The sequence below is a fragment of the Aeromonas sp. Y311-2 genome, assembly GCF_027706025.1.
In the GTDB taxonomy this organism is placed as follows: domain Bacteria; phylum Pseudomonadota; class Gammaproteobacteria; order Enterobacterales; family Aeromonadaceae; genus Aeromonas; species Aeromonas veronii.
This window is the reverse complement of record NZ_JAPDCL010000019.1, coordinates 22,125-45,835: the sequence shown is the minus strand read 5'-3', so window position 1 is coordinate 45,835 and position 23,711 is coordinate 22,125. Positions and strand designations below refer to the sequence as shown.

Annotated in this window: 26 protein-coding genes; 7 read left to right on the top strand and 19 right to left on the bottom strand. The window is 60.1% G+C overall.

Annotated elements, in window-relative coordinates; genetic code table 11:
* Nucleotides 1-73: 73 nt before the first annotated feature.
* The 9 genes from recO to rpoE form a co-directional block, all read right to left on the bottom strand.
* Nucleotides 74-784 (bottom strand): DNA repair protein RecO, encoded by a 711-nt coding sequence (recO, locus tag OKC42_RS16600; protein ID WP_005335391.1) that lies wholly within the window; start codon nt 782-784, stop codon nt 74-76.
* Complete coding sequence (era, locus tag OKC42_RS16595; RefSeq protein WP_005335393.1) at nt 785-1,684, bottom strand: GTPase Era; 900 nt, start codon at nt 1,682-1,684, stop codon at nt 785-787.
* Nucleotides 1,681-2,352, bottom strand: a complete 672-nt coding sequence (gene rnc, locus OKC42_RS16590; protein ID WP_005335394.1) for a ribonuclease III — start codon at nt 2,350-2,352, stop codon at nt 1,681-1,683. The genes era and rnc overlap by 4 nt, the downstream gene beginning before the upstream one ends.
* Complete coding sequence (gene lepB / locus OKC42_RS16585) at nt 2,353-3,276, bottom strand: signal peptidase I (protein WP_005335395.1); 924 nt, start codon at nt 3,274-3,276, stop codon at nt 2,353-2,355.
* A 3-nt stretch (nt 3,277-3,279) separates the two neighbouring features.
* A complete protein-coding gene (gene lepA, locus OKC42_RS16580) occupies nt 3,280-5,073 on the bottom strand; it encodes a translation elongation factor 4 (RefSeq protein WP_005335396.1) in 1,794 nt (597 codons plus the stop codon).
* A 116-nt stretch (nt 5,074-5,189) separates the two neighbouring features.
* On the bottom strand, nt 5,190-5,651 hold the full coding sequence (locus OKC42_RS16575) for a SoxR reducing system RseC family protein (protein ID WP_041202144.1): 462 nt from the start codon (nt 5,649-5,651) through the stop codon (nt 5,190-5,192).
* Between the two features lie 93 nt (nt 5,652-5,744).
* Nucleotides 5,745-6,725 (bottom strand): MucB/RseB C-terminal domain-containing protein, encoded by a 981-nt coding sequence (locus OKC42_RS16570; RefSeq protein ID WP_005335407.1) that lies wholly within the window; start codon nt 6,723-6,725, stop codon nt 5,745-5,747.
* Nucleotides 6,726-6,746: 21 nt separating this feature from the next.
* Nucleotides 6,747-7,349: an RseA family anti-sigma factor gene (locus tag OKC42_RS16565; RefSeq protein WP_005335409.1), complete on the bottom strand. Its 603-nt coding sequence runs from the start codon at nt 7,347-7,349 to the stop codon at nt 6,747-6,749.
* Nucleotides 7,350-7,371: 22 nt separating this feature from the next.
* Complete coding sequence (gene rpoE / locus OKC42_RS16560) at nt 7,372-7,953, bottom strand: RNA polymerase sigma factor RpoE (RefSeq protein WP_005335411.1); 582 nt, start codon at nt 7,951-7,953, stop codon at nt 7,372-7,374.
* Nucleotides 7,954-8,135: 182 nt separating this feature from the next.
* Here rpoE and nadB point away from each other — a divergent pair, with 182 nt between their 5' ends.
* A complete protein-coding gene (nadB, locus tag OKC42_RS16555) occupies nt 8,136-9,743 on the top strand; it encodes an L-aspartate oxidase (protein ID WP_270820275.1) in 1,608 nt (535 codons plus the stop codon).
* A 155-nt stretch (nt 9,744-9,898) separates the two neighbouring features.
* Here the strand turns inward: nadB and OKC42_RS16550 are convergent, their stop codons facing one another.
* Together OKC42_RS16550 and OKC42_RS16545 are read right to left on the bottom strand one after the other, a co-directional pair.
* Nucleotides 9,899-10,291, bottom strand: a complete 393-nt coding sequence (locus tag OKC42_RS16550; protein ID WP_270820274.1) for a protein YgfX — start codon at nt 10,289-10,291, stop codon at nt 9,899-9,901.
* A gap of 19 nt (nt 10,292-10,310) precedes the next feature.
* Entirely contained in the window at nt 10,311-10,580 is a 270-nt protein-coding gene (locus OKC42_RS16545) for an FAD assembly factor SdhE (protein ID WP_005335417.1), read from the bottom strand.
* Nucleotides 10,581-10,691: 111 nt separating this feature from the next.
* Here OKC42_RS16545 and ygfZ point away from each other — a divergent pair, with 111 nt between their 5' ends.
* The gene (ygfZ, locus tag OKC42_RS16540; RefSeq protein WP_270820273.1) at nt 10,692-11,600 is read left to right on the top strand and encodes a tRNA-modifying protein YgfZ; all 909 of its coding nucleotides are present in this window, start codon (nt 10,692-10,694) and stop codon (nt 11,598-11,600) included.
* A gap of 6 nt (nt 11,601-11,606) precedes the next feature.
* Here the strand turns inward: ygfZ and OKC42_RS16535 are convergent, their stop codons facing one another.
* Nucleotides 11,607-12,488 (bottom strand): LysR family transcriptional regulator, encoded by an 882-nt coding sequence (locus OKC42_RS16535; protein ID WP_270820272.1) that lies wholly within the window; start codon nt 12,486-12,488, stop codon nt 11,607-11,609.
* A 125-nt stretch (nt 12,489-12,613) separates the two neighbouring features.
* Between OKC42_RS16535 and OKC42_RS16530 the strand changes: the two genes are divergently transcribed.
* Nucleotides 12,614-13,060, top strand: coding sequence for a PACE efflux transporter (locus OKC42_RS16530; protein ID WP_047436069.1), 447 nt, complete (start codon nt 12,614-12,616; stop codon nt 13,058-13,060).
* A gap of 162 nt (nt 13,061-13,222) precedes the next feature.
* On the opposite strand, the gene OKC42_RS16525 is transcribed toward OKC42_RS16530, so the two are convergent.
* Entirely contained in the window at nt 13,223-13,579 is a 357-nt protein-coding gene (locus OKC42_RS16525; RefSeq protein ID WP_069529227.1) for a hypothetical protein, read from the bottom strand.
* 244 nt (nt 13,580-13,823) lie between these two features.
* Between OKC42_RS16525 and cutA the strand changes: the two genes are divergently transcribed.
* From cutA to OKC42_RS16505, 4 genes are all read left to right on the top strand, one after another.
* Nucleotides 13,824-14,141: a divalent-cation tolerance protein CutA gene (gene cutA, locus OKC42_RS16520; protein ID WP_139406746.1), complete on the top strand. Its 318-nt coding sequence runs from the start codon at nt 13,824-13,826 to the stop codon at nt 14,139-14,141.
* Nucleotides 14,138-15,937, top strand: a complete 1,800-nt coding sequence (locus OKC42_RS16515) for a protein-disulfide reductase DsbD (protein ID WP_270820271.1) — start codon at nt 14,138-14,140, stop codon at nt 15,935-15,937. The genes cutA and OKC42_RS16515 overlap by 4 nt, the downstream gene beginning before the upstream one ends.
* Entirely contained in the window at nt 15,927-16,418 is a 492-nt protein-coding gene (locus OKC42_RS16510; protein WP_021229474.1) for a GNAT family N-acetyltransferase, read from the top strand. The genes OKC42_RS16515 and OKC42_RS16510 overlap by 11 nt, the downstream gene beginning before the upstream one ends.
* Before the next feature lie 70 nt (nt 16,419-16,488).
* Entirely contained in the window at nt 16,489-16,902 is a 414-nt protein-coding gene (locus OKC42_RS16505; protein ID WP_270820270.1) for a hypothetical protein, read from the top strand.
* Between the two features lie 54 nt (nt 16,903-16,956).
* On the opposite strand, the gene OKC42_RS16500 is transcribed toward OKC42_RS16505, so the two are convergent.
* The 6 genes from OKC42_RS16500 to OKC42_RS16475 all read right to left on the bottom strand — a co-directional run bounded on the left by OKC42_RS16500 (nt 16,957) and on the right by OKC42_RS16475 (nt 23,674).
* Nucleotides 16,957-17,547: a hypothetical protein gene (locus OKC42_RS16500; RefSeq protein WP_270820269.1), complete on the bottom strand. Its 591-nt coding sequence runs from the start codon at nt 17,545-17,547 to the stop codon at nt 16,957-16,959.
* Between the two features lie 241 nt (nt 17,548-17,788).
* Nucleotides 17,789-19,093: an NAD(P)/FAD-dependent oxidoreductase gene (locus OKC42_RS16495; protein ID WP_270820268.1), complete on the bottom strand. Its 1,305-nt coding sequence runs from the start codon at nt 19,091-19,093 to the stop codon at nt 17,789-17,791.
* Nucleotides 19,094-19,252: 159 nt separating this feature from the next.
* Nucleotides 19,253-20,332, bottom strand: coding sequence for a class II fructose-bisphosphate aldolase (gene fbaA / locus OKC42_RS16490; RefSeq protein WP_005340963.1), 1,080 nt, complete (start codon nt 20,330-20,332; stop codon nt 19,253-19,255).
* Nucleotides 20,333-20,447: 115 nt separating this feature from the next.
* Nucleotides 20,448-21,611, bottom strand: a complete 1,164-nt coding sequence (locus tag OKC42_RS16485) for a phosphoglycerate kinase (RefSeq protein WP_005335436.1) — start codon at nt 21,609-21,611, stop codon at nt 20,448-20,450.
* 61 nt (nt 21,612-21,672) lie between these two features.
* A complete protein-coding gene (epd, locus tag OKC42_RS16480) occupies nt 21,673-22,683 on the bottom strand; it encodes an erythrose-4-phosphate dehydrogenase (protein WP_005335438.1) in 1,011 nt (336 codons plus the stop codon).
* A 61-nt stretch (nt 22,684-22,744) separates the two neighbouring features.
* Entirely contained in the window at nt 22,745-23,674 is a 930-nt protein-coding gene (locus OKC42_RS16475; protein WP_270820267.1) for an ROK family protein, read from the bottom strand.
* Between the last annotated feature and the right edge of the window lie 37 nt (nt 23,675-23,711).

Sequence of the window (23,711 nt, the reverse complement as noted above, 5' to 3'; positions counted from 1 at the left end):
TGAAAGGCTTCATCTGTTGACTGCGCGGTCAGCGAATCACACCGCGCCAATATCCGTATGTCTGTAATCTGTGTCAGCCTTGCATACTGGCCTTGCGTTTTAAAAACAGCTCCCGGCTCTTTAGCTGGCGCTTGCCCAGATAGGGTTGCAGTGCCAGTCGGCTGAAACGTTTGGCCGCCTGCAGCAAGGGAGGGGTATCGAAACGTCCCTCGGCAAAGGCGAGCAGGTGGGCACCGAGAAACAGGGTACGGGGATCCGGCGCCCGCTCGCAAGCAACAAAGCCCAATTCACGCTCGAAGCCATAGAGCAGGGTCGGCTCGATGGGCGACTCGTCGTCCGCCGTGTATTCAAAATCCACCGCATAGCCGAGCGCCTGCAACAGCAGGAACTCGAAGCGGCGCAGCGGCAGCTCCGGCGTCTCGCCATCGGCCAGCGCCATGATGGCACGGGCATAGGCATCGAATACTTCGGGGAACGGGGTGTGCGCTTCCAGCAGGTAGTAGACCAGCTCGTTGAGATAGAGGCCGTAGAAGAGGCGATCGCCACCAAGACGCAGGGAGTGGTCGGGGCACTCGACCTGGGTGAGGTTCTTGAGATCCCCCTTGCCGCGCCAGGCGATGGTGAGCAGGGTAAAGGGTTGCAGCAGCCCCTTGAGAGGGGAGCGTGGCCCGCGAGAACCGCGAGCCACCAGAGTAAATCGGCCACTATCCTGGGTGAAGACCTCGACCAGCTGGCTGGTCTCCCGATAGGGCCGACTGTGGATGACGAAAGCCGGGGTCAGCAATCAGTCGTCGCCATACCCGAGGCTGCGCAGGGCGCGCTCATCATCAGCCCAGCCCGACTTGACCTTAACCCACAGCTCGAGGTGCACCTTGTTCTGGAACAGACGTTCCATATCGAGGCGTGCTTCGGTGCCGATGGTCTTGATCTTCTCGCCCTTGTTACCGATGACCATCTTCTTCTGGCCATCGCGCTCGACCAGGATCAGGCCGTGGATGTGGTAGAGGCCGTTCTCTTCCACCTTGAAGCGCTCGATCTCCACCGTCACCGAGTAGGGCAGCTCCTCGCCGGTGAAGCGCATCAGCTTCTCGCGGATGATTTCGGAGGCCATAAAGCGGGACGAGCGGTCGGTCACGTAATCTTCCGGGAAGAAATGGACGTTTTCCGGCAGCAGATCCTTGGCCCACTCGCGGATCTTCTCCACGTTGGTGCCCTTTTCGGCACTGATGGGCAGAATATGGGCGAAGTTCATCTGTTGACCCAGCCACTCGAGGTGCGGCAGCAGATCTTCTTTCTCTTTGACGTTGTCGATCTTGTTGACCGCCAGCACCACAGGGCACTTGAGATTGCGCAGCTTGCCCAGCACCATCTCGTCGTCTTTGGTCCAGTGGGTACCGTCGACCATGAACACCACCATGGCCACATCACCCAGCGAACTGGTGGCGGCACGGTTCATCAGGCGGTTGATGGCCCGTTTCTCTTCAATGTGCAGACCCGGGGTATCCACATAGATGGTCTGGTAGTTATCCTCGGTGTCGATCCCCAAAATCCGGTGACGGGTGGTCTGGGGCTTCTTCGAGGTGATGCTGACCTTCTGGCCAAGCAGCTTGTTGAGCAGGGTGGACTTGCCCACATTCGGGCGGCCCACGATGGCGACAAAGCCGCAATAGGTAGTATCTGTCATGACAGTTTTTCCAATGCTTGCTGCGCCGCGGCCTGTTCGGCCTTGCGACGGCTGGTGCCGACCCCGACGAGGGGACCATCCAGACCTTCCACGTCACACTGGACGGTGAACTCCTGGTTGTGTGCCTCGCCCTTGACGTTGGTCACAGTGTAGGTCGGCAGGGATTTGCGGCTTCCCTGCAAAATTTCTTGCAGACGGGTCTTGGGATCTTTCTGCTCGATGCCCGGCTTGATCTCTTCCAGGCGGCTGGCGTACCAGCTCAGCAGCAGTGTCCGCACCGTCTCAAGATTGGTATCTAGATAGACGGCACCGATCACCGCCTCGACCGTATCGGCCAGAATGGATTCGCGGCGAAAACCGCCGCTCTTGAGTTCGCCGGGGCCGAGGATCAGGTGATCCCCGAGGTCGAACTCCCGGCCCAGTTCGGCCAGGGTCTTCTCGCGCACCAGGGTGGCGCGCATCCGGCTGAGATCCCCTTCCGCCGCTTGCGGGAAGCGGTGGAAGAGATCGTCGGCAATCACCAGACTCAAAATGGAGTCACCCAGAAATTCCAGTCGCTCATTGTGACGGGAACCGGCGCTGCGGTGAGTCAGCGCGCGGGTCAGCAGTTCCAGATCCGCAAAGACATGCCCGAGACGGGACTGCAGTCTGTTCATCTTGATATTCATTTACTTGATTCCGCCAATGCGGTTGAAGCGCACACCTGTCGGTACCCAACTTGGCAGCAGGGAGCCTTCTTCGCGCTCGAATTCAAAACTTATCCAGATAGCGACCGCCTTGCCGACCAGATTCTGCTCGGGCACAAAGCCCCAGAATCGGCTGTCGGTGCTGTTGTCGCGGTTGTCGCCCATCACGAAATACTGGCCTTCCGGTACCACCCACTCGTCGGGGTAGGTGCCGGGCTGGCGATAGTAACGGCCAACCATGTCGGGCATCAGCGGATTGCGCAGGGTCTCGTGGGAGACATCACCCAACTGCTCGGTATAGCGGTCAAGGGGGATCCCCATCTGGGTAAATTCGCCTCTTTGTTCAAACTTGACGTCGAGCTTCTTGAAGCCCGGGCACGTTTTCCCTTCCTGCTCTTCGCACTTGGGCCGGATCATCAGCTCCTTGTTGCGATAGATGACCCGATCACCCGGCATGCCGACGACCCGCTTGATGTAGTCAACGCGCGGTTCAAGGGGATACTTGAACACCACCACGTCGCCACGCTTGGGCTCGCCAGTCTCGAGGAACTTGGTGTTGGTCACCGGGTCCCGCAGACCATAGGCAAATTTTTCCACCAGGATGAAGTCGCCCACCAGCAGGGTGGGCATCATGGAACCTGACGGGATCTGGAACGGTTCAAAAATGAACGAACGCAGGATCAGCACAAAGGTGATGACCGGGAAGACCCCGGCGGTCTGCTCAATCCAGACCGGCACAGGGGCCACCTTGGCCAGGGTCTTCTCATCCAGGTGGGCACCGCCATGGGCACGAGCCACGGCAATCTTGGCGGCGCGCTGCTTGGACCAAATCATCTTGTCCAGACACCAGATAACACCGGTGATCGCGCAGACCACCACCAGGATCAGGGAAAACGTGCTTGCCATCTATTAATCCTTTCCGACGTGGAGAATCGCGAGGAAGGCTTCCTGCGGCACGTCGACACGGCCGAGGGACTTCATCCGCTTCTTACCTTCTTTCTGCTTGTTCAGCAGTTTCTTCTTACGACTCACGTCACCACCGTAACACTTGGCGGTTACGTCTTTACGCAGAGCCTTGACGGTGCTGCGAGCGATGATCTGGTTGCCGATGGCCGCCTGAATGGCGATATCGAACATCTGGCGCGGGATCAGCTCGCGCATCTTCTCCACCACCTGACGACCGCGATACTGGGCGTTGTCTTTGTGGGTGATGATGGCCAGGGCATCGACCCGCTCACCGTTGATCATGATGTCCAGACGAACCATGTCGGACGTTTCGAAACGCTTGAAGCCGTAGTCCAGCGAGGCGTAACCGCGACTGGTGGATTTCAGACGGTCGAAGAAGTCGAGCACCACTTCTGCCATCGGGATTTCATAGGTCAGCGCCACCTGCTTGCCGTGGTAGACCATGTTGGTCTGCACGCCACGCTTCTCGATACAGAGGGTGATGACGTTGCCCATGTACTCCTGCGGCAGCAGGATATGACACTCGGCGATCGGCTCGCGCATCTCCTTGATGCTGGTGATGGCGGGCATCTGGGCCGGGCTGTCGATATGGATGGTGGAGCCGTCGGTCAGCTCGATCTCGTACACTACGGTCGGCGCCGTGGTGATCAGATCCAGATCGTATTCACGCTCCAGACGCTCCTGAATGATCTCCATGTGCAGCATGCCGAGGAAGCCACAACGGAAGCCGAAGCCCAGCGCAGTGGAGCTCTCCGGTTCGAAGAACAGGGAGGCATCGTTCAGGGAGAGCTTGTCGAGGGCGTCACGGAACGACTCGTAGTCATCGCTGGAGATGGGGAACAGACCCGCATAAACCTGCGGCTTCACCTTCTTGAAGCCAGCCAGCGCCTTGTCGGCACCGTTCTTGGCCTGAGTCAGGGTATCGCCCACCGGCGCGCCGTGGATGTCCTTGATGCCGCAGACAACCCAACCTACCTCGCCGCAACCCAGACCCTGGGTATCCACCTGCTTGGGCGTGAAGATACCGATACGATCCACACCCCACACCTGACCGGTGCTCATCACCTTGATCTTGTCGTTCTTCTTCAGGGAACCGTTCTTGATCCGCACCAAAGAGACAACACCCAGATAGGAGTCGAACCAGGAGTCGATGATCAGCGCCTGCAGCGGGGCATCCGGGTCACCTTCCGGTGCCGGGATCTTGGCAACGATCTCTTCCAGCACCAGATCAACACCCAGGCCAGTCTTGGCGGAGCAGCGCACCGCATCAACCGCGTCGATACCGACGATGTCTTCGATCTCCTCGGCAACCCGCTCGGGTTCTGCGGCCGGCAGGTCAATCTTGTTCAGCACCGGCACCACTTCCAGATCCATTTCCATGGCGGTATAGCAGTTGGCCAGAGTCTGTGCCTCAACCCCCTGGCCGGCATCCACCACCAGCAGCGCCCCTTCACAGGCCGCCAAAGAGCGGGAGACCTCGTAGGAGAAATCCACGTGGCCCGGGGTGTCGATAAAGTTCAGCTGGTAGGTGTTACCGTCTTGTGCCTGGTAGTTCAGGGTCACACTCTGTGCTTTGATGGTAATGCCGCGCTCGCGCTCCAGATCCATGGAGTCAAGCACCTGAGCCTGCATCTCGCGGTCGGACAAGCCACCGCAAGTCTGGATCAGACGGTCCGACAGGGTCGATTTACCGTGGTCGATGTGCGCAATAATCGAAAAGTTACGAATGTGTTTCATCGAGCAAGAGTCACTCAAAATTAGTTAAAGTCAGTTATGGAGGCGCGATTTTACTGGATAACCCGGCTGACGGCCATTCTTTAGTCGCCAGCGCCAGTGAAATAGCGCCTGTTCAGTCAGGGGAGGATGCGGACAGGGACTACCACGCCGAGCATCTGCGGGCCGTAGCGCCCCTGATCCAGGCGGTTGGAAAAGTAACGAACCAGTAAAAAGCCCAGCACGCCCCCCAGCAGGCAGCAGAGAATGGTAATCCCCTCTCCGCCCGAGAGCAGCGGTGCCAGCCAGAGCTGCCCCAGCAAGGCGCCAGCCAACAGACAAAACAGCGGCAGCACATAGACCAGCGCAGCCCCGCGCAGCAGACTCTCCTGCGGGATACCGAGCCTCACTTGCTGGCCAACCCGCACCTCGGCGGTCAGCCTGACCCGCAAGCGGGGAGCTTTCAGGGGAAACGCCTTCGCCACGGTGCCGGTACCGCAACTGGATTGCTGCTGACAACCACTGCAGGCAGAGCGCCGTTCGCACTCCACCCAGGCATGGTCACCCTCAATGGCAACCACGGTCGCCAGCTCTTCACTCATCTCATTCACGGCAACACCTCGGGTTCACACAATCAGGGGATCTGACCACGACTCACCACGCTCGGCAAGCGGGAAACAACCCCGCATCCCCCGTTACTGCACTGCTTCGTTGCGGGCCAGCGGCTGGACCGACTCGGCGATGCGCTTGGCGGTTTCGGCAGGCACCTCGCCGACCACGGTGATCTCGACCCCCACCTCGTTGACATAGCTCACCAGCGAGGTCGCTCCCTGGCGGATCAGCTGCTGGCGCACCGCCTGCTTGGGATCGACCCGGGAGACATAGACCGAGAGATCCACCAGCCCGTCGGAGAGCATCATGTAATCCACCGGCATACTGGTGGTCACCAGCTGGTGCCGATCTTGCGACAGCACCTTGAAGCCATCGGGCAGCCAGGTGATCTGCCAGTTCAACTGCTGTTGCGGCGCCGGATAGGCATCCTCCAGCGCCAGCGCCGGAGGCTGCTTGCTGTTGGCCAGCTTCACCAGCCAGGGGGCCGGTTTGCTCTGCAGATCCAGTTCGACACCAAGTACCTGCTCCACCAGATTGCCTTCCCGCTCGACCATGTCGATCCGCAACAGCAAGTGGCTCTGCTCGTCAATCCAGAGCACGAAACCATATTTATCGGCCTCTTTAGGCACCAGCCTCACCACCTGTGCCACCACACCGGCGACACGGCTGCGGCCGGCCAGCACAGGATCATAGCTCTCCAGCACCTGCGCCAGCGGCATCTTCACCAGGGTCGACCAGATGCCGGGGAAGCGGGCATCCTTCAGGGTGTAGGGATCGTGGCTGTTTTCAAAGAAGGTGTATTCGTTCTGGCGCTGGAGATACTCGATCGCCTTGCCGTCGAGGTAACTGAGGTGGGCAACTTCCTTGCCGTTGATGACGGCATGGCTGATCCGGATCGGTTCAAGACGCCCCTGACGGGCCTTGACCATGGACAACTCGAAATTCTGTTGCTGCACGGCACTCTGCATCTGCTGCAACAAGGCCTCGGCCGACTTATCGTCGGCCGAGGCCTTGGCACTGATCAGCAGGAGAGAGGCCAGCAAAATACGGCTGGACTGGCGCACGTTTGTATCCCTGACAATTCGTTATTGTTGGATCTGTCTGTCTTGCAACAGGCGCTGCTGCAACTGGTGGTCACGCAGGAAGGCGTTGATCCGCTCCCGCTGCTCCTGCATCTGCTGTTCGGTCAGTCCTTGCTGACGAGCACGGGCGCCATCCTGTTGCGGATAGTGAACACTCACCGGCGCCGCACTGCCACCGATTGGAATGGTATTGAGCACCGGATTGGCCGGAACGCCATCCTGCCCCTGATACTGCTGCACCCCGAAGATAACGGCAGCGGCCACGGATGCCGCAATGGCATATTGACCCAGTTGCTGACCGACACGGCGGAACAACGGAACCACATTGGAATCTGTCTTGACCGGCGCAACGGCAGGTTGCAGCACGGGAGCCGTCTCGACCGGCTTGGGTGCCAGTATGGTGGGCTCATCCTCAAGCGCAGCCATGATGCTGTCACTGAGATCCAGTTGCAGATTGACCGGCAGGTCACCCCGCATGGCATCGCCGATCAGGTGGTAACGACCCCAGGTATCTTGCAAGTCGGAGTCCATCTCCAGCTCGTTCAGTACCTCTGCGTCACTCAGGTCACCATCCATCAGGGCAGAGATTTGCTCTTTATTTGCCATAAGTTAACCCGTCTTTCCCCAGTTAATTCTCGATCAGAGGTTGCAGCTTTTTATCAATTGCTTCCCTCGCCCGGAAGATACGGGATCTGACCGTACCCACTGGGCAATCCATGATTTCGGCAATCTCTTCGTAGCTCAGCCCTTCCAGTTCGCGAAGAGTGATAGCTGTCCTCAGGTCTTCCGGCAATGCCTCTATGGCTGAAAACACGGTGCGTTTGATCTCGTCAGTCAGCGCCAGGTTTTCGGGGGTTGAGACCTCTTGCAAGGCTTCACCACCACCATAAGACTCCGCTTCGTCAGCCTCCACATCACTGCTGGGCGGCCTGCGCCCCTGGGAGGTGAGATAATTCTTCGCCGTGTTCACGGCAATTCGGTACAACCAGGTGTAAAAAGCACTTTCGCCACGGAATGTCGGCAATGCACGGTAGGCTTTTATAAAGGCCTCTTGCGCCACATCGGGCACATCACCGGGATTGTTGACATACCTGGCAACCAGGTTGACCACCTTATGCTGGTATTTTTTTACCAACAGGTTGAAAGCTGCTTTATCGCCGCGCTGGACCCGTTCAACCAGCTGTTCGTCCAGTAGATTCTGGTCGCTCATCAGAGCCGTAAAACCCCCATCAGGTTATCGTTTTTCTTTTCCGGCCCTTCCTAAGCGCACAAGTTCAGACAGGGAGAATCAGAGAAAGTTCGCTTCAATTGAAAAAAATGTGATGCAGGCTGCATCCTCGCCCTCGCTTGGGCTACCATGGTGCCAGTTCTTAATCCAGGCCAATGATACTTATGAAAGCAAGTGTTGAATACCTTTGCGATGTACTGATCATTGGCAGCGGTGCCGCTGGTTTGTCCCTCGCGTTGCGATTGGCAGACCACGCCAAAGTCCTGGTTCTGAGCAAGGGGCCCATCAGTGAAGGGGCCACTTTCTATGCGCAAGGAGGCATCGCTGCCGTTTTCGACGAAACCGACAGCATCGAATCCCACGTGAGCGACACGCTCAACGCGGGCGCCGGGTTGTGTGACCCGGCCGTGGTCGAGTTCACCGCTCGCCACGCCCGCGAGTCCATCCAGTGGCTCATTCAGCAAGGGGTCCCCTTCGATCAGGAGGAGAACGCCGACGGCGAATCCCAGTACCACCTCACCCGGGAAGGGGGACACAGCCATCGCCGCATCTTCCACGCGGCGGATGCCACCGGCAAAGCGGTGCAACTCACCCTGATCGATCAGGTGCGCGCTCACCCCAATATCCAGCTGATGGAGCGCTTCAACGCGGTCGACCTCATCACCACCCGCAAGCTCAACCTGCCGGGCAACAAGGTACTGGGCGCCTACGTCTGGAACCGCAACACCGAGCAGGTCGAGGTGATCCGCGCCCGTTTCGTGGCACTGGCCACCGGCGGCGCCTCCAAGGTCTACCAGTACACCTCCAACCCGGATGTGAGCTCTGGCGATGGCATCGCGATGGCATGGCGGGCCGGCTGCCGGGTGGCGAACCTGGAGTTCAACCAGTTCCACCCCACCAGCCTGTTCCACCCGGACGATCCCAACTTCCTGCTGACCGAAGCACTGCGTGGCGAGGGGGCCTATCTGCGCCGCCCGGACGGCAGCCGCTTTATGCCGGAGTTCGACGAGCGGGCCGAGCTGGCACCACGGGATATCGTCGCCCGCGCCATCGACCACGAGATGAAGCGGCTCGGGGCGGACTGCATGTATCTGGATATCAGCCACAAACCGGCCGATTTCATCATCAAGCACTTCCCAACTATTTATGAGCGTTGCCTCGCGGTCGGCATCGACATCACCAAGGAGCCGATGCCCATCGTGCCTGCCGCCCACTACACCTGTGGCGGCGTGATGATCGACAACAACGGCCAGACCGATATCCCCGGCCTCTATGCCATCGGTGAAGTGACCTACACCGGTCTGCACGGCGCCAACCGCATGGCCTCCAACTCCCTGCTGGAATGCGTGGTCTATGCCCATCAGGCGGGGGCCGATATTCTGGCCAAGCTGCCGATGAGCGTGGAGCCGCCGCGCCTGCCGGTGTGGGACGAGAGCAAGGTGGAAGACTCCGACGAACTGGTGGTGATCCAGCACAACTGGCACGAGCTGCGGTTGATGATGTGGGACTACGTGGGGATAGTGCGTACCAACAAACGCCTGGCCCGCGCCAAGCGCCGCATCGACCTGCTCAAACAGGAGGTGCAGGAGTACTACGCCAACTTCCGCGTCTCCAACAACCTGCTGGAGCTGCGCAACCTGCTGCAGGTGGCCGAGCTTATCGTCAACTGCGCCCTGCAGCGCAAGGAATCCCGCGGCCTGCACTACAACCTGGATCATCCGGATATGCTACCGGACTCCAAGCCGACTGTGCTGACCCCGGAGCGGGATTAATCCCCCTTCCCGCCAAGCGTTGCAGCTATCAGTGACCCCGCCCCGGCGGGGTCACTTGTTTTCAACCGCTTTTCAGCCACAAAAAGAGCGTCGCCAGCCACATTGCAGCAGCTTATCGCGATAAATCAGCGCATGGTCATCACGGAAAGCAGGTGTCAGCGCCGGGACGGCAGAAAGTGGATGGCTCGCGCCAGCAGGCGGTAATGTTCGGGGGGAAGGGCATCGGAGAAGAGCCACAGTTGCCGTGGCGACACGGCTCCACTCTCTTGCGGTTCGGGACAAAGCGCCAGCCTGAGCACACCGGGCAGAATGCGGCTTTTCTTGTCGAGCTGATAGCGACGACCTTGCCACTGTAGCCACTGGCCATCCCAGACGAGCTCGAACGGGGGCGCGGCGAGCGCACGCCAGCTCAGCCAGAGCGCCACCAGCCACACGGGCAGCAACAGCGCCCACTGCCAACCGGCAATCAGGCCAGCCACCGGCCAGAGCAGCAACAGAAAGAGGGCCACCAGCAAATATTGCTGATGGCGGGAGGGGTGAACCGTCATGATCACCCGCTCCACAGGATTACCCCTGGCGGTCGTGGCGCGCCTGATTGCGCTCCAGGATCATCGGGATCATGGCGGCAAATGCCGGATCGGCAGGGACACCATGACCCATGCACCATTTGAACAGATCCGGATCGTCGCTCGCCAGCAGGCGGATAAAGGTCTGCTGATCGGCTTCGCTCAGGGAGTCGAACTCGTGTTCGAAAAAGGGCATAAAGATCACATCCAGCTCGAGCATACCGCGACGGCAGGCCCACTTCAGGCGGGATTTTTCAACTGGGCTCAACATGGCACTCTCCTTACAAAGACCGGGGGATGGTACCAGCTGGATTTTCCGGCTGACAAACATTAGTTACGTCTTTACCATGCAGCTCACATACTTTCTCTCTGGAATACCATCGTGAGCCTGCAACCACCTGTTTTTCCTGCCGAGCCGACCCGCTTCCCCCTGACCAAGCTGGCCATCACCCGTATCAACGGCCAGGATCGCGCCAAATATCTGCAAGGTCAGGTCACCTGTGATGTCAACGCCCTGCAACCGGGGCAACAGACCCCGGGCGGCCACTGTGATCCCAAGGGCAAGCTGTGGAGCAATTTCCGCCTGCTCTGCCTCGACGACAGTCTGCTGCTGCTGACCAGCCCCTCTGTACTGGAGCGTCAGTTGCCGGAGCTGAAGAAATTTGCCGTCTTCTCCAAGGTCGAGATCGCCGCCGATGAACGCCACGCCACCGGGATCGCCGGTACAGGCAGCGATGGCTGGATCGCCGAGCAGTTTGGCCTTCTGCAGAGCGGTCTTATCGACGGCGGCATGGCGGTGAAGATCGAACAGGATCGCTGGCTGCTGGTGAGCAATCAGCAAGCCGACGCCCTGCCGCAAGGTGACGAGTCACTCTGGTGGGGGCTCGAGATCAAGGCGGGTCTGCCGCACATGGAGGCGGTGCATCAGGGGGAGTTCATCCCGCAGATGCTCAACCTGCAGGCACTGGACGGTATCAGCTTCAACAAGGGCTGCTACATGGGGCAAGAGACGGTGGCCCGCGCCAAGTATCGCGGCGCCAACAACCGCGCCCTGTTCCTGCTGGCGGGCACTGCCGGCGAGCCGGTTGCCAGCGGCGATACCCTGGAGCTGCAACTGGGTGACAACTGGCGCCGCAGCGGCATGGTGCTCAACGCCTGGCAACAGGCCGGGCAGGTGTGGCTCACCGCCGTACTGCCGAAAGATACCGAGGCTGACGCCCAATTCCGCCTCAAGCAGGACGAAGGCTCCCGCCTCACCCTGCAACCCCTGCCTTACGCCCTGACCGAGTAAGGTCGGCTAGCGAGGCACCCGCGCCAGCAGGGCCTCCTTCAACCAGCGCCCCGCCTGCCCCAGCGGGCGGGCGCGATGCCACTGCAACTCCAGCGCCAGCGCGTGGCTGGCGATAAAGTCCGGCTCCAGCACTACCACTTCGCCGCGAGCCAACGGCTGATGCAGCAGAAATTCCGGGATGGCGGACCAGCCAAGGCCCCGCTTGACCAGCTCCAGTACCCCGAGATCCCCCTCGACCCACCACACCTGAGCCGAGATGCGAAAACGCTGACGCTCGCTCCCTTCCCGTCTACCAGTCACCATCAGCTGGCGCGCCCCCTGCAGATCGACCTCCCGTAGCGGCTGCTTGCGGGCCAGCGGATGATCCGGTGACACCACCAGCGGCATGGTCACCTCCCCCAGCGAATGGGCGACAATCTCCCGCTGGGGATGCACCTTCTGATAGCTGATGCCGAGCTGGGCCCGGCCGGTCACCAGCATCTCGGTCACATCTTCCATCAGCGGGAAGAGCAGCTCCAGCTCCACTGTCGGGTAACGAGTGGCGAACGCCTCCAGCAGGGTGCCGAGCCAGGGGAGGTGGGAGTCATCATCGATGGCCAGGGTGAGGCGCGTCTCCACCCCGGCCGCCAGCTCCCCGGCAATGGATTGCAACCGTTCACTCTGCGCCAGCAGGATCCCCGCCTCCTGCACCATGCGGGCCCCCGCCTCCGTCAGCTGCGGATAGCGGCCGCTGCGGTCAAACAGGGTGAGCGCCAGATCGATCTCCAGATTGGCGATGGCGCTGCTCACTACCGACTGCGCCTTGCCCAGCTTGCGGGCGGCAGCGGAAAACGAGCCGGTTTCGGCGGCCGCCAGCAAGATCCTCAGTTGTTCCAGTGATGGCGTCATCTTGTTGCCCTCCGGCAAGCTCTCTCATCCATCTATTTTAGCGATGGATACCAACATGAATCTATCGCTAAAGATCTATAGATTAACCAGCAATCCGTGAATAAATCTGATTGAGAGAGTGACTTATGCGTACCCGTAACGATCGCCTGCGCCATGCCATTGGCTTTGAATTTATTGGCCTGCTGATTGCCGCCCCGCTGGCCAGCTGGGTTACCGGGGTCGGGCTCAACCATATGGGCCCGCTGGCACTGTTCTTCTCGGTGCTGGCCACCGTCTGGAACTACATCTACAACATCGGGGTCGACAAGCTGCTGCTCAAATATCAGGGCCATACCCACAAGACCCTGTGGCAACGGGTGCTGCATACCTTCGGCTTTGAGGGCGGTCTGCTGATCGTCGCGCTGCCGGTCATGTCCTGGTGGCTGAGCGTCAGCCTGCTGGAGGCGCTGGTGCTGGATCTGGGCTTCGTCGTCTTCTACCTGATCTATGCCTTCGTCTACAACTGGGGCTATGACAAGGTGTTCCCCATCCCCCGCGAAGTGCCGCACGGCATGCCACAAGAGGCGCGCTAAGGCACGAATCAGTTGGATTGAAACCGAGAAGTGAAGGTCAACAAGGAAAGACTGCAGAAGAAACGACACGGCCCCATCATGGCAGACATGATGGGGCCGCAACAGGGATCAGCGCTGGCAGGCCGGCTGATTCAGAGGTAAGGATTCAGGCCTGCCCGTCGTTCAAGCCTGGGCTTTGAGCTCTTCGCCGCTCTCGTCAGTTGCGACAGCCTCTTCAGGCTGCGCCTGGGCGGCCTGCAGCGCTTCCAGTTCGCTCTGATAATCGCTCAGGATCTGCTGGGCAACCGCCATATCTCCCTTGTGTTTGCGCTCGAACAGATGGTGCTGCACCACGCCGTTGAGATACTCCACCGTGATGGGCTGCTCCAGGGTGGCCATCAGCTCCTCTTTCTCCAGCTCGGCATTGATTTCATCGGCGGTCGTGCGCAGCAGCCCGGCCAATTGAACCAACATGCGGCGCTCACCTTCGCGCAGCAGGCTCAACATGCGGTTTCTCTGCTGCTCATTCTGTTGGGTCATACATTTCCTTACGTCAATTGGGAACAAGCCCGCTCATTCTGCCCTGTCCCCATGACAGCGTCTATCTCATGCCCCCCACAAATTTTTGGCGCTGGCTCACAAATGGCTACAGATGCTATTTGAAGCGCCTCTGGGGTATAGTAGCCGCTGATTTTCGGGCGCTTTTTTCACCTTCATCCGCAGACAGGGATGAGACGGCAAGGGCGCCTGCCCGGTTTACCCCAACGAGGTGAAGATCCGCTTTATGACCGACGCCATTGTGGTGCTCTGCACCTGCCCAGATCAAACCAGTGCCGACCTTCTCTGCGAACAGCTGCTGAACCAGCGGCTGGCCGCCTGCATCAATCAACTGCCGGGCGTCACCTCCGTCTATCGTTGGCAAGGCAAGGTGGAGCGCGCCCCCGAGATCCAGCTCATCATCAAATCCCGTCAATCGCGCTTTGCCGAGCTGCAGGCATGTATTCAAGCCCATCACCCCTATGAGGTGCCCGAGCTGCTGGCCCTGCCGGTAAGTGCCGGACTACCTGCCTATCTGGACTGGCTCAATGGGGAGACCGCATGACGTTCAACCGCTTGCTCTCTCCCCTGCTGCTGCTCTGCGCCCTGCTGATGACAGCGGTGGGCAGCTCCCCAGCCCACGCCAGCGGCGCCGATCTGCTCAGCTCGCTGGGTATTGAGGCCAACGCCAAGCCCAAATTTTTGCAGGTCGATGAGGCCTTTCAGATCGAGAGCGAACAGCGTGGCGATCAGCTGCTGCTGACCCTCCACATCGCCGATGACTACTACCTCTATCGCCACAGCCTGCGCTTCAAGGGGAACAACCTCACCTTCAGCGAGCCAGCGCTGCCGGAAGGCACTGAGCACGAGGATGATTTCTTCGGCAAGACCCGGGTCTACTACCAGCAGGTGAGCATCGCGGTGCCACTAAAGGAGGTGGGGGAAAATGCCACCCTGCGGGTGCGCTATCAGGGCTGTACCGACGGCCTCTGCTATCCGCCGACCGACAAGCTGATCGATGTGGCCCCGCTGGTCACGGCAACCACAGCATCCACTGCGGAAACGGCACAAAGCGTCGCACCGGTTAGCCAGCAGGATCAGCTGGCCGCTGCCCTCGGCCATCAGGGGTTCTGGCTCAGCATCGTCGCCTTCTTCGCGCTGGGGCTGGGGCTCGCCTTCACCCCCTGCGTCTTCCCCATGTATCCCATTCTGACCGGTATCATCGCCGGTGCCGGCCATCGCCTTTCCACCAGTCGCGCCTTCCTGCTCTCCCTGGTCTATGTGCAGGGGATGGCGGTCACCTACACCCTGCTCGGACTGGTGGTCGCCTCGGCAGGTCTGACATTCCAGGCTGCGCTGCAACATCCCTATGTGCTGATCGCCCTCTCGGTGATGTTCGTGCTGCTGGCCCTCTCGATGTTCGGCCTCTACACCCTGCAACTGCCGAGCGGTTTGCAAACCCGGCTCTCCGGCCTCTCCAACCGCCAGCAGGGCGGCTCTGTGGTCGGGGTCGCCATCATGGGGATGATCTCCGGGCTGGTCTGCTCTCCCTGCACCACGGCGCCGCTCTCGGGGGCGCTGATCTACGTGGCCCAGAGCGGTGATCTCTGGCTCGGCGGGGCGGCGCTCTATGCGCTGTCACTGGGGATGGGCCTGCCGCTGCTGCTGCTCGGCACCTCGGGTGGCAAGCTGCTGCCCAAAGCAGGCGCCTGGATGGATGTGATCAAGCAGCTGTTTGGCTTTGCCCTGCTGGCGGTGCCGCTCCTGCTGCTGTCACGGCTCTGGAGCGATCAGATTGCTACTCTCGCCTGGCTCGGCTGGGGGCTGCTGCTGTGCGGCTATCTCTATCACCACAACCAGCACCAGCCCCACTCGGTGGCCAAAAGCGTGCGCGGCTTCGTGCTGTTGCTGGCGATGATCAGCGCCGTGGTAGTGGGCAAGGATCTGCTGCAACCGGCCACCCCTGCTGCCGTCACGGCGGATGCCGGTCAAACGGCACCGCAGTTTATCCGCATCAAGACGCTGGATGATCTCAAGGTGCAGCTGGCCGCCGCCCGCGGCAAGCCGGTGCTGCTTGACCTCTACGCCGACTGGTGCGTCGCCTGCAAGGAGTTCGAGCACAAGACCTTCAGCGACCCGACGGTGAGGGCGCGCTTTGGCCAGATGGTGCTGCTGCAGGCGGATGTCACCGCCAACGACGATGCCGATGTGGAGCTGCTCAACAGCCTCAACGTGCTGGGATTGCCGACCCTCATCTTCTTCGACCGTGAGGGCAAGGAGCTGACAGGGCAGCGGGTCACCGGCTTTATGGGGCCTATCCCCTTTGCCAAACGTCTCGAGATGGTAAGTGATGCACACTGAGTTGCGTCGGCTGCAGACAAGCGATGCACCTGCCTTGCAGCGGCTGTTCGAGCAGGCCCCCTCCTATCAGGCGGCGGTGAGCAATGACCCTCTCTCTGCACAGGCAGGAGAAGAGGAACTTGTCGCCTGCCCATCCGGCCTGCCTCTCTCCGACAAACATCTCATCGGCCGCTGGGAGCAGGGAGAACTCACCGCTGTCATTGATCTGCTGCGCGGCTACCCCAATCCAGACACCGCCTATCTGGGTCTGTTACTGGTGGGGGAACCCTGGCAAGGGAGTGGCCGTGGTCAGTCGCTCTATCTTCACGCCTGCACGATGGCAAGCTCATGGGGGGCTACCCGGCTTCGCCTGTCAGTGATTGCCAGCAATGAGAGTGCTCTATCCTTCTGGCTGCGCAGAGGCTTCACCGAGTGCTATCGCCGCGAGCTGGCTGGTTATCGGGCCGAGGCCATCGTGCTGGAACGATCACTGGAACCGTGAGCCGAGGTTTGCCGCCGCGCATTCGCGTGGCACAATCGCCCCTCTCGTTTTGCACTTGTCCGGAGTTTTGATGAAAAAGTGGTTCATCCCCCTGCTAGCCCTCTGGCTTTATGGCTGCAGTGCAGGGCCCGGTGAAGAGGATATCCGCCAGCAGGTCACCGCCAAGCTACTGGCCGAGACAGACGCCAACCTGTTCGATATCAGCGACTTCACCATCCTCGGCAAGGAGGAGCGGATAGAGGGGGTCTATCTGGTCAAGGTGAGTTACCAGCTCCACTTCAAGCAGGGGCTCGATCAGTTGCAGGTGTTGCACGACGAGGACCTGGTCTACGACCGGGTTGGCCCCTTCCAGCAGGAGATGGGGCTGATGGAGCTCGAGCGCAAATATGGCGAGTTCGAGGCGGGCCAGGTGCTGCCACAAGAGGCCGAGGTGTGGATGATGAAGGACGAACAGGGGTGGCGACTGGCGGAACCGGCCCAATGAAGGGCTGCCCGCCCCTTACGCACTGCAACGACTGGCCTGCCGTTGCCAACTACCTCAAACCTGGGTATCGACCCGATACCCTTTTCGCTCGGCGGGTTCGCTCGGCAGCTTGCTGGCCAACCCTGACAGCACCTCCTTGAGGGTGACCCCGCTCTCTGCCGCACCACTGCTCTCCAGCAGCTTGGTCAGCTGGCTCTGCAAGGGGTTGACCGCTTCACGCTCGGCTCCTTGCTCGCTCTCTTTTTCCTGTCCGCCCTGCTGATCCAGCGTCTCCAGCAGGCGCTCCAGATCCCGCTTGAGCGGGTTCTCGCTGCTGTCGGCGATGGAGAGTTTGCGCTGTTCCTGCTCTTGCCGCTGTTGTTGCTGCAATGCCAGCTGTTGCTCCTGCTGCTGTTGCAGGGAGCCCATCATGGTGTTGATGAACGCTTCCAGCGAATCTCTGATTGAGATGCTGCTCCCGCTGCTATCCTCCCCTTTCGGCGACAACCCGAGCTCATCCAGCACGGCGCCAAGATCGCGTACCATCCGGCTGTCGCTGCCCGTTGATGGCGACGATGCGGCCCTCTCCTGTGCCTGCACAGCGGGAGAACCCTGCCGTTGTGCCAGCGGGGTGAGCCCGCCTGACGCGACCACATTCATCTCCATCTTGGCCCTCCTATCTCTCTGTCCTCGGCCCTTTTTCGGCAAGTATTCCGACAAGCGGGCACACCCTCGTCCCCTTGGCAGATAACCGCTCTCACACCTAAAAGATAGCGCCAACCGGAAGGGATTGGCGCAAATGCATCTTTTGGTCTATCAGACGGAACGATAGTGCCAACACGCTATAAACAAGGGGTTGGCAAAAAGGGCCACGTTCAGCCATCACTGCGCAGGCTGACAATGGGGGTCAGAAGATATCCTTCATCCGGTGCCACAACATTCCCAGTGCCAGCAGCGGGGAGCGCAGCGCCGGGCCGCCGGGGAAGGTGATATGGGGCACGCTGGCAAAGAGATCGAAGCCCCGGCTTTCGCCGCGGATCGCCTCGGCCACCAGCTTGCCCGCCATATGGGTAGCGTTGAGGCCGTGACCCGAATAGGCCTGGGCGTAGAGCACGTTGGGGTATTCCTTCAAGCGGCCAATCTGCGGCAAACGGTTGGCGCCGATCCCGATCATGCCCCCCCACTGAAACTCGATGGCAGTGCCAGCCAGCGCGGGGAAGACTCGCAGCATCTTGGGCAACATAAAGGCCTTGATATCCTTCGGGTCTCGCCCCGAATAGTTGCAGGCGCCGCCAAACAGCAGGCGGCCGTCGGCGGAGAGGCGGTAGTAGTCGAGGGCCACGTTCTGATCGCACACCGCCATGTTTTGCGGCAACAAGCGCTGGCGCAAGCGGCGATCGAGCACTTCGGTGGCGAGGATGTAGGAACCGGCCGGCAGCACACGCCCGCCCAGCTCCGGATTGAGGTCGTTGAGATAGGCGTTGCAGCCGATCACCAGATAATCGGCAGTGACCCGGCCGTGGGCGGTGGTCACCTCCACCTGCTTGCCGTACTCGATATGGGTCACTCTGGAGTGTTCAAACAGGGAGACCCCGAGGCTGGCGGCGGCGCGCGCCTCGCCGAGCGCCAGATTGAGGGGATGGAGATGGCCGGAGCCCATGTCGATAAGGCCGCCGATATAGCGATCCGATCCCACAACGGTATGGATATCTTCCCGCGGTACCAGCTTGAGTTCGTGCTCATAGCCGAGGCTCGCCAGATGGTCGAGATCCTCCTCGAAACCTGCCAGATGGCGCTGACGGGTCGCGAGGTCGCAGTAGCCCCAGGTGAGATCGCACTCGATGTTGAAGCGTTCGACCCGCTCGCGCACCAGCTGCACCGCCTCCAGCCCCATCAGGTCGAGTTCGCGCACCCCTTCCTCACCAATCCAGCGGGCGAACTGGCTGGTATCGTGACCGATACCGTGAATAAGCTGGCCGCCGTTGCGCCCGGAGGCGCCCCAGCCGATACGGTTGGCCTCCAGCAAGGCGACCTTGTAACCGGCATCAGCCAGATTGATGGCGGTATTGAGACCGGTAAAGCCGCCGCCGATGATGCAGACGTCAGCCTTGTGCTCCCCCTCCAGCTCGGGCCACTGTTGCGAGTCGTTGCGGGTGGCCGCGTAGTAGGAGGCGACGTGCTCCTGATATCCGTTGTGCTTTCCTGCCTGCATACTCAGCATCCTGCCTTGGTTGCAAATTGTTTAATAAAATAAGCAAAGTTGTTTCGATAATACCCAGTTCCTCCTCCACTCACCAACCGGTGCGGATCACAGAAATGCAAAAGGCGCCCCGAAGGGCGCCTTTTCATGCAATCAAGGTGCTGTAACGAATTACAGTACGTCGATGGCGTTCAGGTCGGAGAATGCTTTCTCCAGACGAGCGATCATGGAAGTCTGACCTTCACGCAGCCATACGCGCGGATCGTAGTACTTCTTGTTCGGCTTGTCGGCGCCTTCCGGGTTGCCCAGCTGGCCTTGCAGGTAAGCTTCGTTCTTCTTGTAGAAGTTCAGCAGACCTTCCCAGGTTGCCCACTGGGTGTCGGTGTCGATGTTCATCTTCACTACGCCGTAGGAGATGGACTCGCGGATCTCTTCCAGAGTGGAACCTGAACCACCGTGGAATACGAAGTCCAGAGACTTGGCTGGAACACCAAACTTCTCGGAAACGTACTTCTGGGAAGCGTCCAGGATGGACGGGGTCAGCTTGACGTTACCCGGCTTGTATACACCGTGTACGTTACCGAAGGAGGCAGCGATGGTGAAACGCGGGCTGATCTTGGACAGACGCTCGTAAGCGTAAGCAACATCTTCCGGCTGGGTGTACAGAGCGGACTGATCCATGTGGCTGTTGTCGACGCCGTCTTCTTCACCACCGGTGCAACCCAGTTCCAGCTCCAGAGTCATGTTCATCTTGGCCATGCGGGTCAGGTACTCGCAGCAGATGTCGATGTTCTCTTCCAGAGACTCTTCGGACAGATCCAGCATGTGGGAGGAGAACAGCGGCTTGCCGGTTTCAGCAAAGTGCTTCTCGCCCGCTTCCAGCAGACCGTCGATCCACGGCAGCAGCTTCTTGGCAGCGTGGTCGGTGTGCAGGATTACCGGCACGCCGTAGGCTTCGGCAACAGCGTGAACGTGCTTGGCACCAGAGATGGCACCCAGGATGGCAGCTTTCTGACCTTCCAGCTTCAGACCCTTACCGGCGGTGAACACGGCACCACCGTTGGAGAACTGAACGATAACCGGCGCTTTAACCTTGGCGGCAGCTTCCAGTACGGCGTTCACGGAGTCGGTACCAACGCAGTTTACGGCCGGCAGAGCAAAGCCGTTCTCTTTAGCGATGGCGAACACTTTCTGAACGTCATCACCAGTGATCACGCCGGGTTTTACGAAGTCGAAAATTTTCTTAGACATGTTTAATCGTCCTGTCTCGTATGCCGTTAATAAAAAATGGGGGGTTCATCATGAACCGGCACAGCGGGCACATGATAAACGAAACGGGAGGCTTTTGCCCCCCGTTCCGGGTCAATTAGGCTTTGGCGCGCTGTTCCAGAATCGCAACAGCCGGCAGTACCTTGCCTTCTACGAACTCCAGGAAGGCGCCGCCGCCAGTGGAGATGTAGGAGACTTTGTCAGCGATGCCGAACTTGTCGATAGCAGCCAGGGTGTCGCCACCGCCAGCGATGGAGAAGGCCGGAGAAGCAGCGATGGCTTCAGCGATCACCTTGGTGCCTTCAGCAAACTGGTCGAACTCGAATACACCGACCGGGCCGTTCCACAGGATGGTCTTGGCGTTCATGATGATGTCAGCCAGGGCCTTGGCAGAATCCGGGCCGATGTCGAAGATCATGTCGCCGTCAGTCACGTCAGAGACGGACTTGATGGTGGCCGGAGTGGACTCGGAGAACTCGGCACCTACAACCACGTCGGTGGTCACAGGAATGTTGGTCTCGGCAGCCAGTTTCTTGGCGGTGTCGATCAGGTCGTGCTCGCACAGGGACTTGCCGACGTTGTGACCGGCAGCAGCGATGAAGGTGTTGGCGATGCCACCACCGACAACCAGCTGGTCAGCGATTTTGGAGAGGGATTCCAGAACGGTCAGCTTGGTGGAGACCTTGGAGCCGCCAACGATGGCAACCATCGGGCGCTCGGGCTTCAGCATGGCTTTGCCCAGGGCTTCCAGTTCACCCGCCAGCAGCGGACCGGCACAAGCAACAGGTGCGAACTGAGCAACACCGTAGGTGGAACCTTCGGCGCGGTGAGCAGTACCGAACGCATCCATTACAAAGACATCACACAGGGCGGCGTATTTTTTGGCCAGCTCTTCGGTGTTCTTCTTCTCGCCTTTGTTGAAGCGGCAGTTTTCCAGCACAACCAGCTCACCGGCAGCGACTTCTACGCCATCCAGGTAATCCTTGGCCAGGCGAACCGGGCAGGACAGAGCGTCTTTCAGATAGTTGACAACCGGAGCCAGGGAGAATTCTTCGTTGTATTCACCCTCGGTCGGACGACCCAGGTGGGAGGTGATCATCAGCTTGGCGCCCTTTTCCAGAGCCAGCTTGATGGTCGGCAGAGTCGCAACGATACGTGCATCGGAGGTGACCTTGCCGTCTTTTACCGGTACGTTCAGGTCAGCACGGATCAGAACGCGTTTACCCGCCAGATCCAGGTCAGTCATCTTGATAACAGACATATTCAGTCCTCTATATTTTCCAGGTAATGTTAAAAACAGTAACCTTTCGCCCGGGGCAGGCTCAGCCTGCGGCCATCATGGCCCGGGTGGTATCCAGCATCCGGTTCGCGAAGCCCCATTCGTTATCGCACCACATCAACATCTTGACGAGGTTGGCATCGCTCACCCGGGTCTGGGTACCATCAATGATGCAGGAGTGTGCATCATGATTGAAGTCTACGGAGACCAGCGGTTCTTCCGTGTAATCCAGAATACCGTGTAATGTACCTCTGGATGCCCGTTGCAGGGCTTGATTTACGTCAGTAACTGTCACTTTTTTACGAACAGTAATACTGAGATCCATCGCTGTTACATTGATGGTCGGCACCCGCACCGCGATCGCCTCGAACTTGCCGGCGAAGTGGGGCAGGATACGCTCCAGCCCCTTTGCCAGCTTGGTGTCCACCGGAATGATGGACTGACTGGCAGCGCGGGTTCGGCGCAAGTCACTGTGGTAGGCATCGATGACTTGCTGATCATGCATGGCCGAATGAATTGTCGTAATAGTACCACAATTTATCTCGAATTCTCGATGCAATGTTTCAATCACCGGCACCACGCAGTTGGTGGTACAGGAGGCGTTGGAGACAATCCGCTCCGCTCCGGTGAGGGTATGATGGTTGACCCCGTAGACCACGGTGGCATCCACATCCGCATCCGCCGGGTGGGAGAAGAGCACCTTGCCCGCCCCCGCCGCCAGATGCAGCTCGGCATCGGCCCGCGAGCCGAATACCCCGGTGCAATCGAGCACCACGTCCACCCCCAGCGCCCGCCACGGCAGCTTTGACGGATCCCGCTCGGCAAACAGGGAGATGAGATCCTCCCCCACCAGCATGCTGTTGCCCGCCAGTTGCACCGGATGGTGGAAGCGACCGTGACTGGTATCGTAACGGGTCAGGTGCACCATGGCCTCGGGGGCCGCCAGCTCGTTGATGGCGACGATCTTGATGGTCTTGTCGCGCCCGCTTTCATAGAGGGCTCGCAACACGTTGCGACCGATCCGCCCGTAACCATTGATGGCAATCTTGATCATCGAGAATCCGTTTCCTTGAACCAGCAACAGGGCGGCGCACCGGCCACCCCTAGAGCCCCGGCTACGACAGCAGGGCCTCCTTGAATTCACCGCGGGCCAGCAGTGCGGCCCCGAATACCCCGGCACTGTCACCAAGGGCAGGAGCAATAATGGGGGCTCTGAAGCGGGGATTAAAGAGGAAGGGCAAAATTGTCTGTCGTCCGGCGCTGTAAAGGCTCTGCACATTGCCCACCCCGCCGCCGATGACGATCACATCCGGGTCGAGAATGTTGACCACGTTGGCCAGCGCCTGACCAAACAGCAGGTGCAGCCGGTCGATGGTGAGTTTGGCCACATGATCGTGAGCCGTGGCGGCCGCGATTTGGGCAAGCGAGAGGCGACGCTTGGCCTTGGCTTCATACCAGGCCTCCAGCGCCGGGCCGCTGATCAGGGTCTCGACGCAGCCGCGCTTGCCGCAGTAGCACTCGGGACCATCGGGGGAGAGCACATTGTGGCCCCACTCACCGGCGATGCCGTGGTGGCCGTTGAGGATCTGGCCGTTGATGACGATGCCGGAGCCGACCCCGGTGCCCATGATGATGCCGAACACCACTTTCGCATCGGGATGGTGCTGGCGCACTGCACCGAGATGGGTTTCTGCCAGCGCGAAGCAGTTAGCGTCGTTGGCAATCAGCACCGGCACACCCAGTTTGCGCTCCAGATCCTCCTTGAACGGCTTGCCGTTGAGCTCGGTGGTGTTGCAGTTCTTCATCAGGCCGGTCTGCGGATCCCGCGCCCCCGGCGTGCCCATGCCGATGACGGTCGGGCGCTGGCCAATCTTCTCGGCACACTCAGCTACCAGTTTGGCGATCTGGCCGATCATATGGTCATAACCGCCGGCCCGCTCGGTGGGGATGCGGTGGCGCAGCAGCACCTCGTCGCCATCCAGCACCACGCATTCACACTTGGTACCGCCAAGATCGATACCCCAATCCAGTGACTTGCTGCTCATCTTGCCTCCTGCTCGGCCGCCACGCGCTCGTCGTCGC

Coding starts and splice junctions, on each gene's coding strand:
- cutA (WP_139406746.1), top strand. CDS start 13,824: ATGACCGACGCCATTGTGGTGCTCTGCACCTGCCCAGATCAAACCAGT.
- OKC42_RS16535 (WP_270820272.1), bottom strand. CDS start 12,488: ATGACGCCATCACTGGAACAACTGAGGATCTTGCTGGCGGCCGCCGAA.
- lepA (WP_005335396.1), bottom strand. CDS start 5,073: ATGAAACACATTCGTAACTTTTCGATTATTGCGCACATCGACCACGGT.
- OKC42_RS16485 (WP_005335436.1), bottom strand. CDS start 21,611: ATGTCTGTTATCAAGATGACTGACCTGGATCTGGCGGGTAAACGCGTT.
- OKC42_RS16575 (WP_041202144.1), bottom strand. CDS start 5,651: ATGAGTGAAGAGCTGGCGACCGTGGTTGCCATTGAGGGTGACCATGCC.
- epd (WP_005335438.1), bottom strand. CDS start 22,683: ATGATCAAGATTGCCATCAATGGTTACGGGCGGATCGGTCGCAACGTG.
- nadB (WP_270820275.1), top strand. CDS start 8,136: ATGAAAGCAAGTGTTGAATACCTTTGCGATGTACTGATCATTGGCAGC.
- lepB (WP_005335395.1), bottom strand. CDS start 3,276: ATGGCAAGCACGTTTTCCCTGATCCTGGTGGTGGTCTGCGCGATCACC.
- OKC42_RS16505 (WP_270820270.1), top strand. CDS start 16,489: ATGAAAAAGTGGTTCATCCCCCTGCTAGCCCTCTGGCTTTATGGCTGC.
- rnc (WP_005335394.1), bottom strand. CDS start 2,352: ATGAATATCAAGATGAACAGACTGCAGTCCCGTCTCGGGCATGTCTTT.
- OKC42_RS16475 (WP_270820267.1), bottom strand. CDS start 23,674: ATGAGCAGCAAGTCACTGGATTGGGGTATCGATCTTGGCGGTACCAAG.
- OKC42_RS16550 (WP_270820274.1), bottom strand. CDS start 10,291: ATGACGGTTCACCCCTCCCGCCATCAGCAATATTTGCTGGTGGCCCTC.
- OKC42_RS16495 (WP_270820268.1), bottom strand. CDS start 19,093: ATGCAGGCAGGAAAGCACAACGGATATCAGGAGCACGTCGCCTCCTAC.
- OKC42_RS16510 (WP_021229474.1), top strand. CDS start 15,927: ATGCACACTGAGTTGCGTCGGCTGCAGACAAGCGATGCACCTGCCTTG.
- OKC42_RS16500 (WP_270820269.1), bottom strand. CDS start 17,547: ATGGAGATGAATGTGGTCGCGTCAGGCGGGCTCACCCCGCTGGCACAA.
- OKC42_RS16515 (WP_270820271.1), top strand. CDS start 14,138: ATGACGTTCAACCGCTTGCTCTCTCCCCTGCTGCTGCTCTGCGCCCTG.
- OKC42_RS16530 (WP_047436069.1), top strand. CDS start 12,614: ATGCGTACCCGTAACGATCGCCTGCGCCATGCCATTGGCTTTGAATTT.
- fbaA (WP_005340963.1), bottom strand. CDS start 20,332: ATGTCTAAGAAAATTTTCGACTTCGTAAAACCCGGCGTGATCACTGGT.
- OKC42_RS16565 (WP_005335409.1), bottom strand. CDS start 7,349: ATGGCAAATAAAGAGCAAATCTCTGCCCTGATGGATGGTGACCTGAGT.
- era (WP_005335393.1), bottom strand. CDS start 1,684: ATGACAGATACTACCTATTGCGGCTTTGTCGCCATCGTGGGCCGCCCG.
- OKC42_RS16525 (WP_069529227.1), bottom strand. CDS start 13,579: ATGACCCAACAGAATGAGCAGCAGAGAAACCGCATGTTGAGCCTGCTG.
- rpoE (WP_005335411.1), bottom strand. CDS start 7,953: ATGAGCGACCAGAATCTACTGGACGAACAGCTGGTTGAACGGGTCCAG.
- OKC42_RS16545 (WP_005335417.1), bottom strand. CDS start 10,580: ATGTTGAGCCCAGTTGAAAAATCCCGCCTGAAGTGGGCCTGCCGTCGC.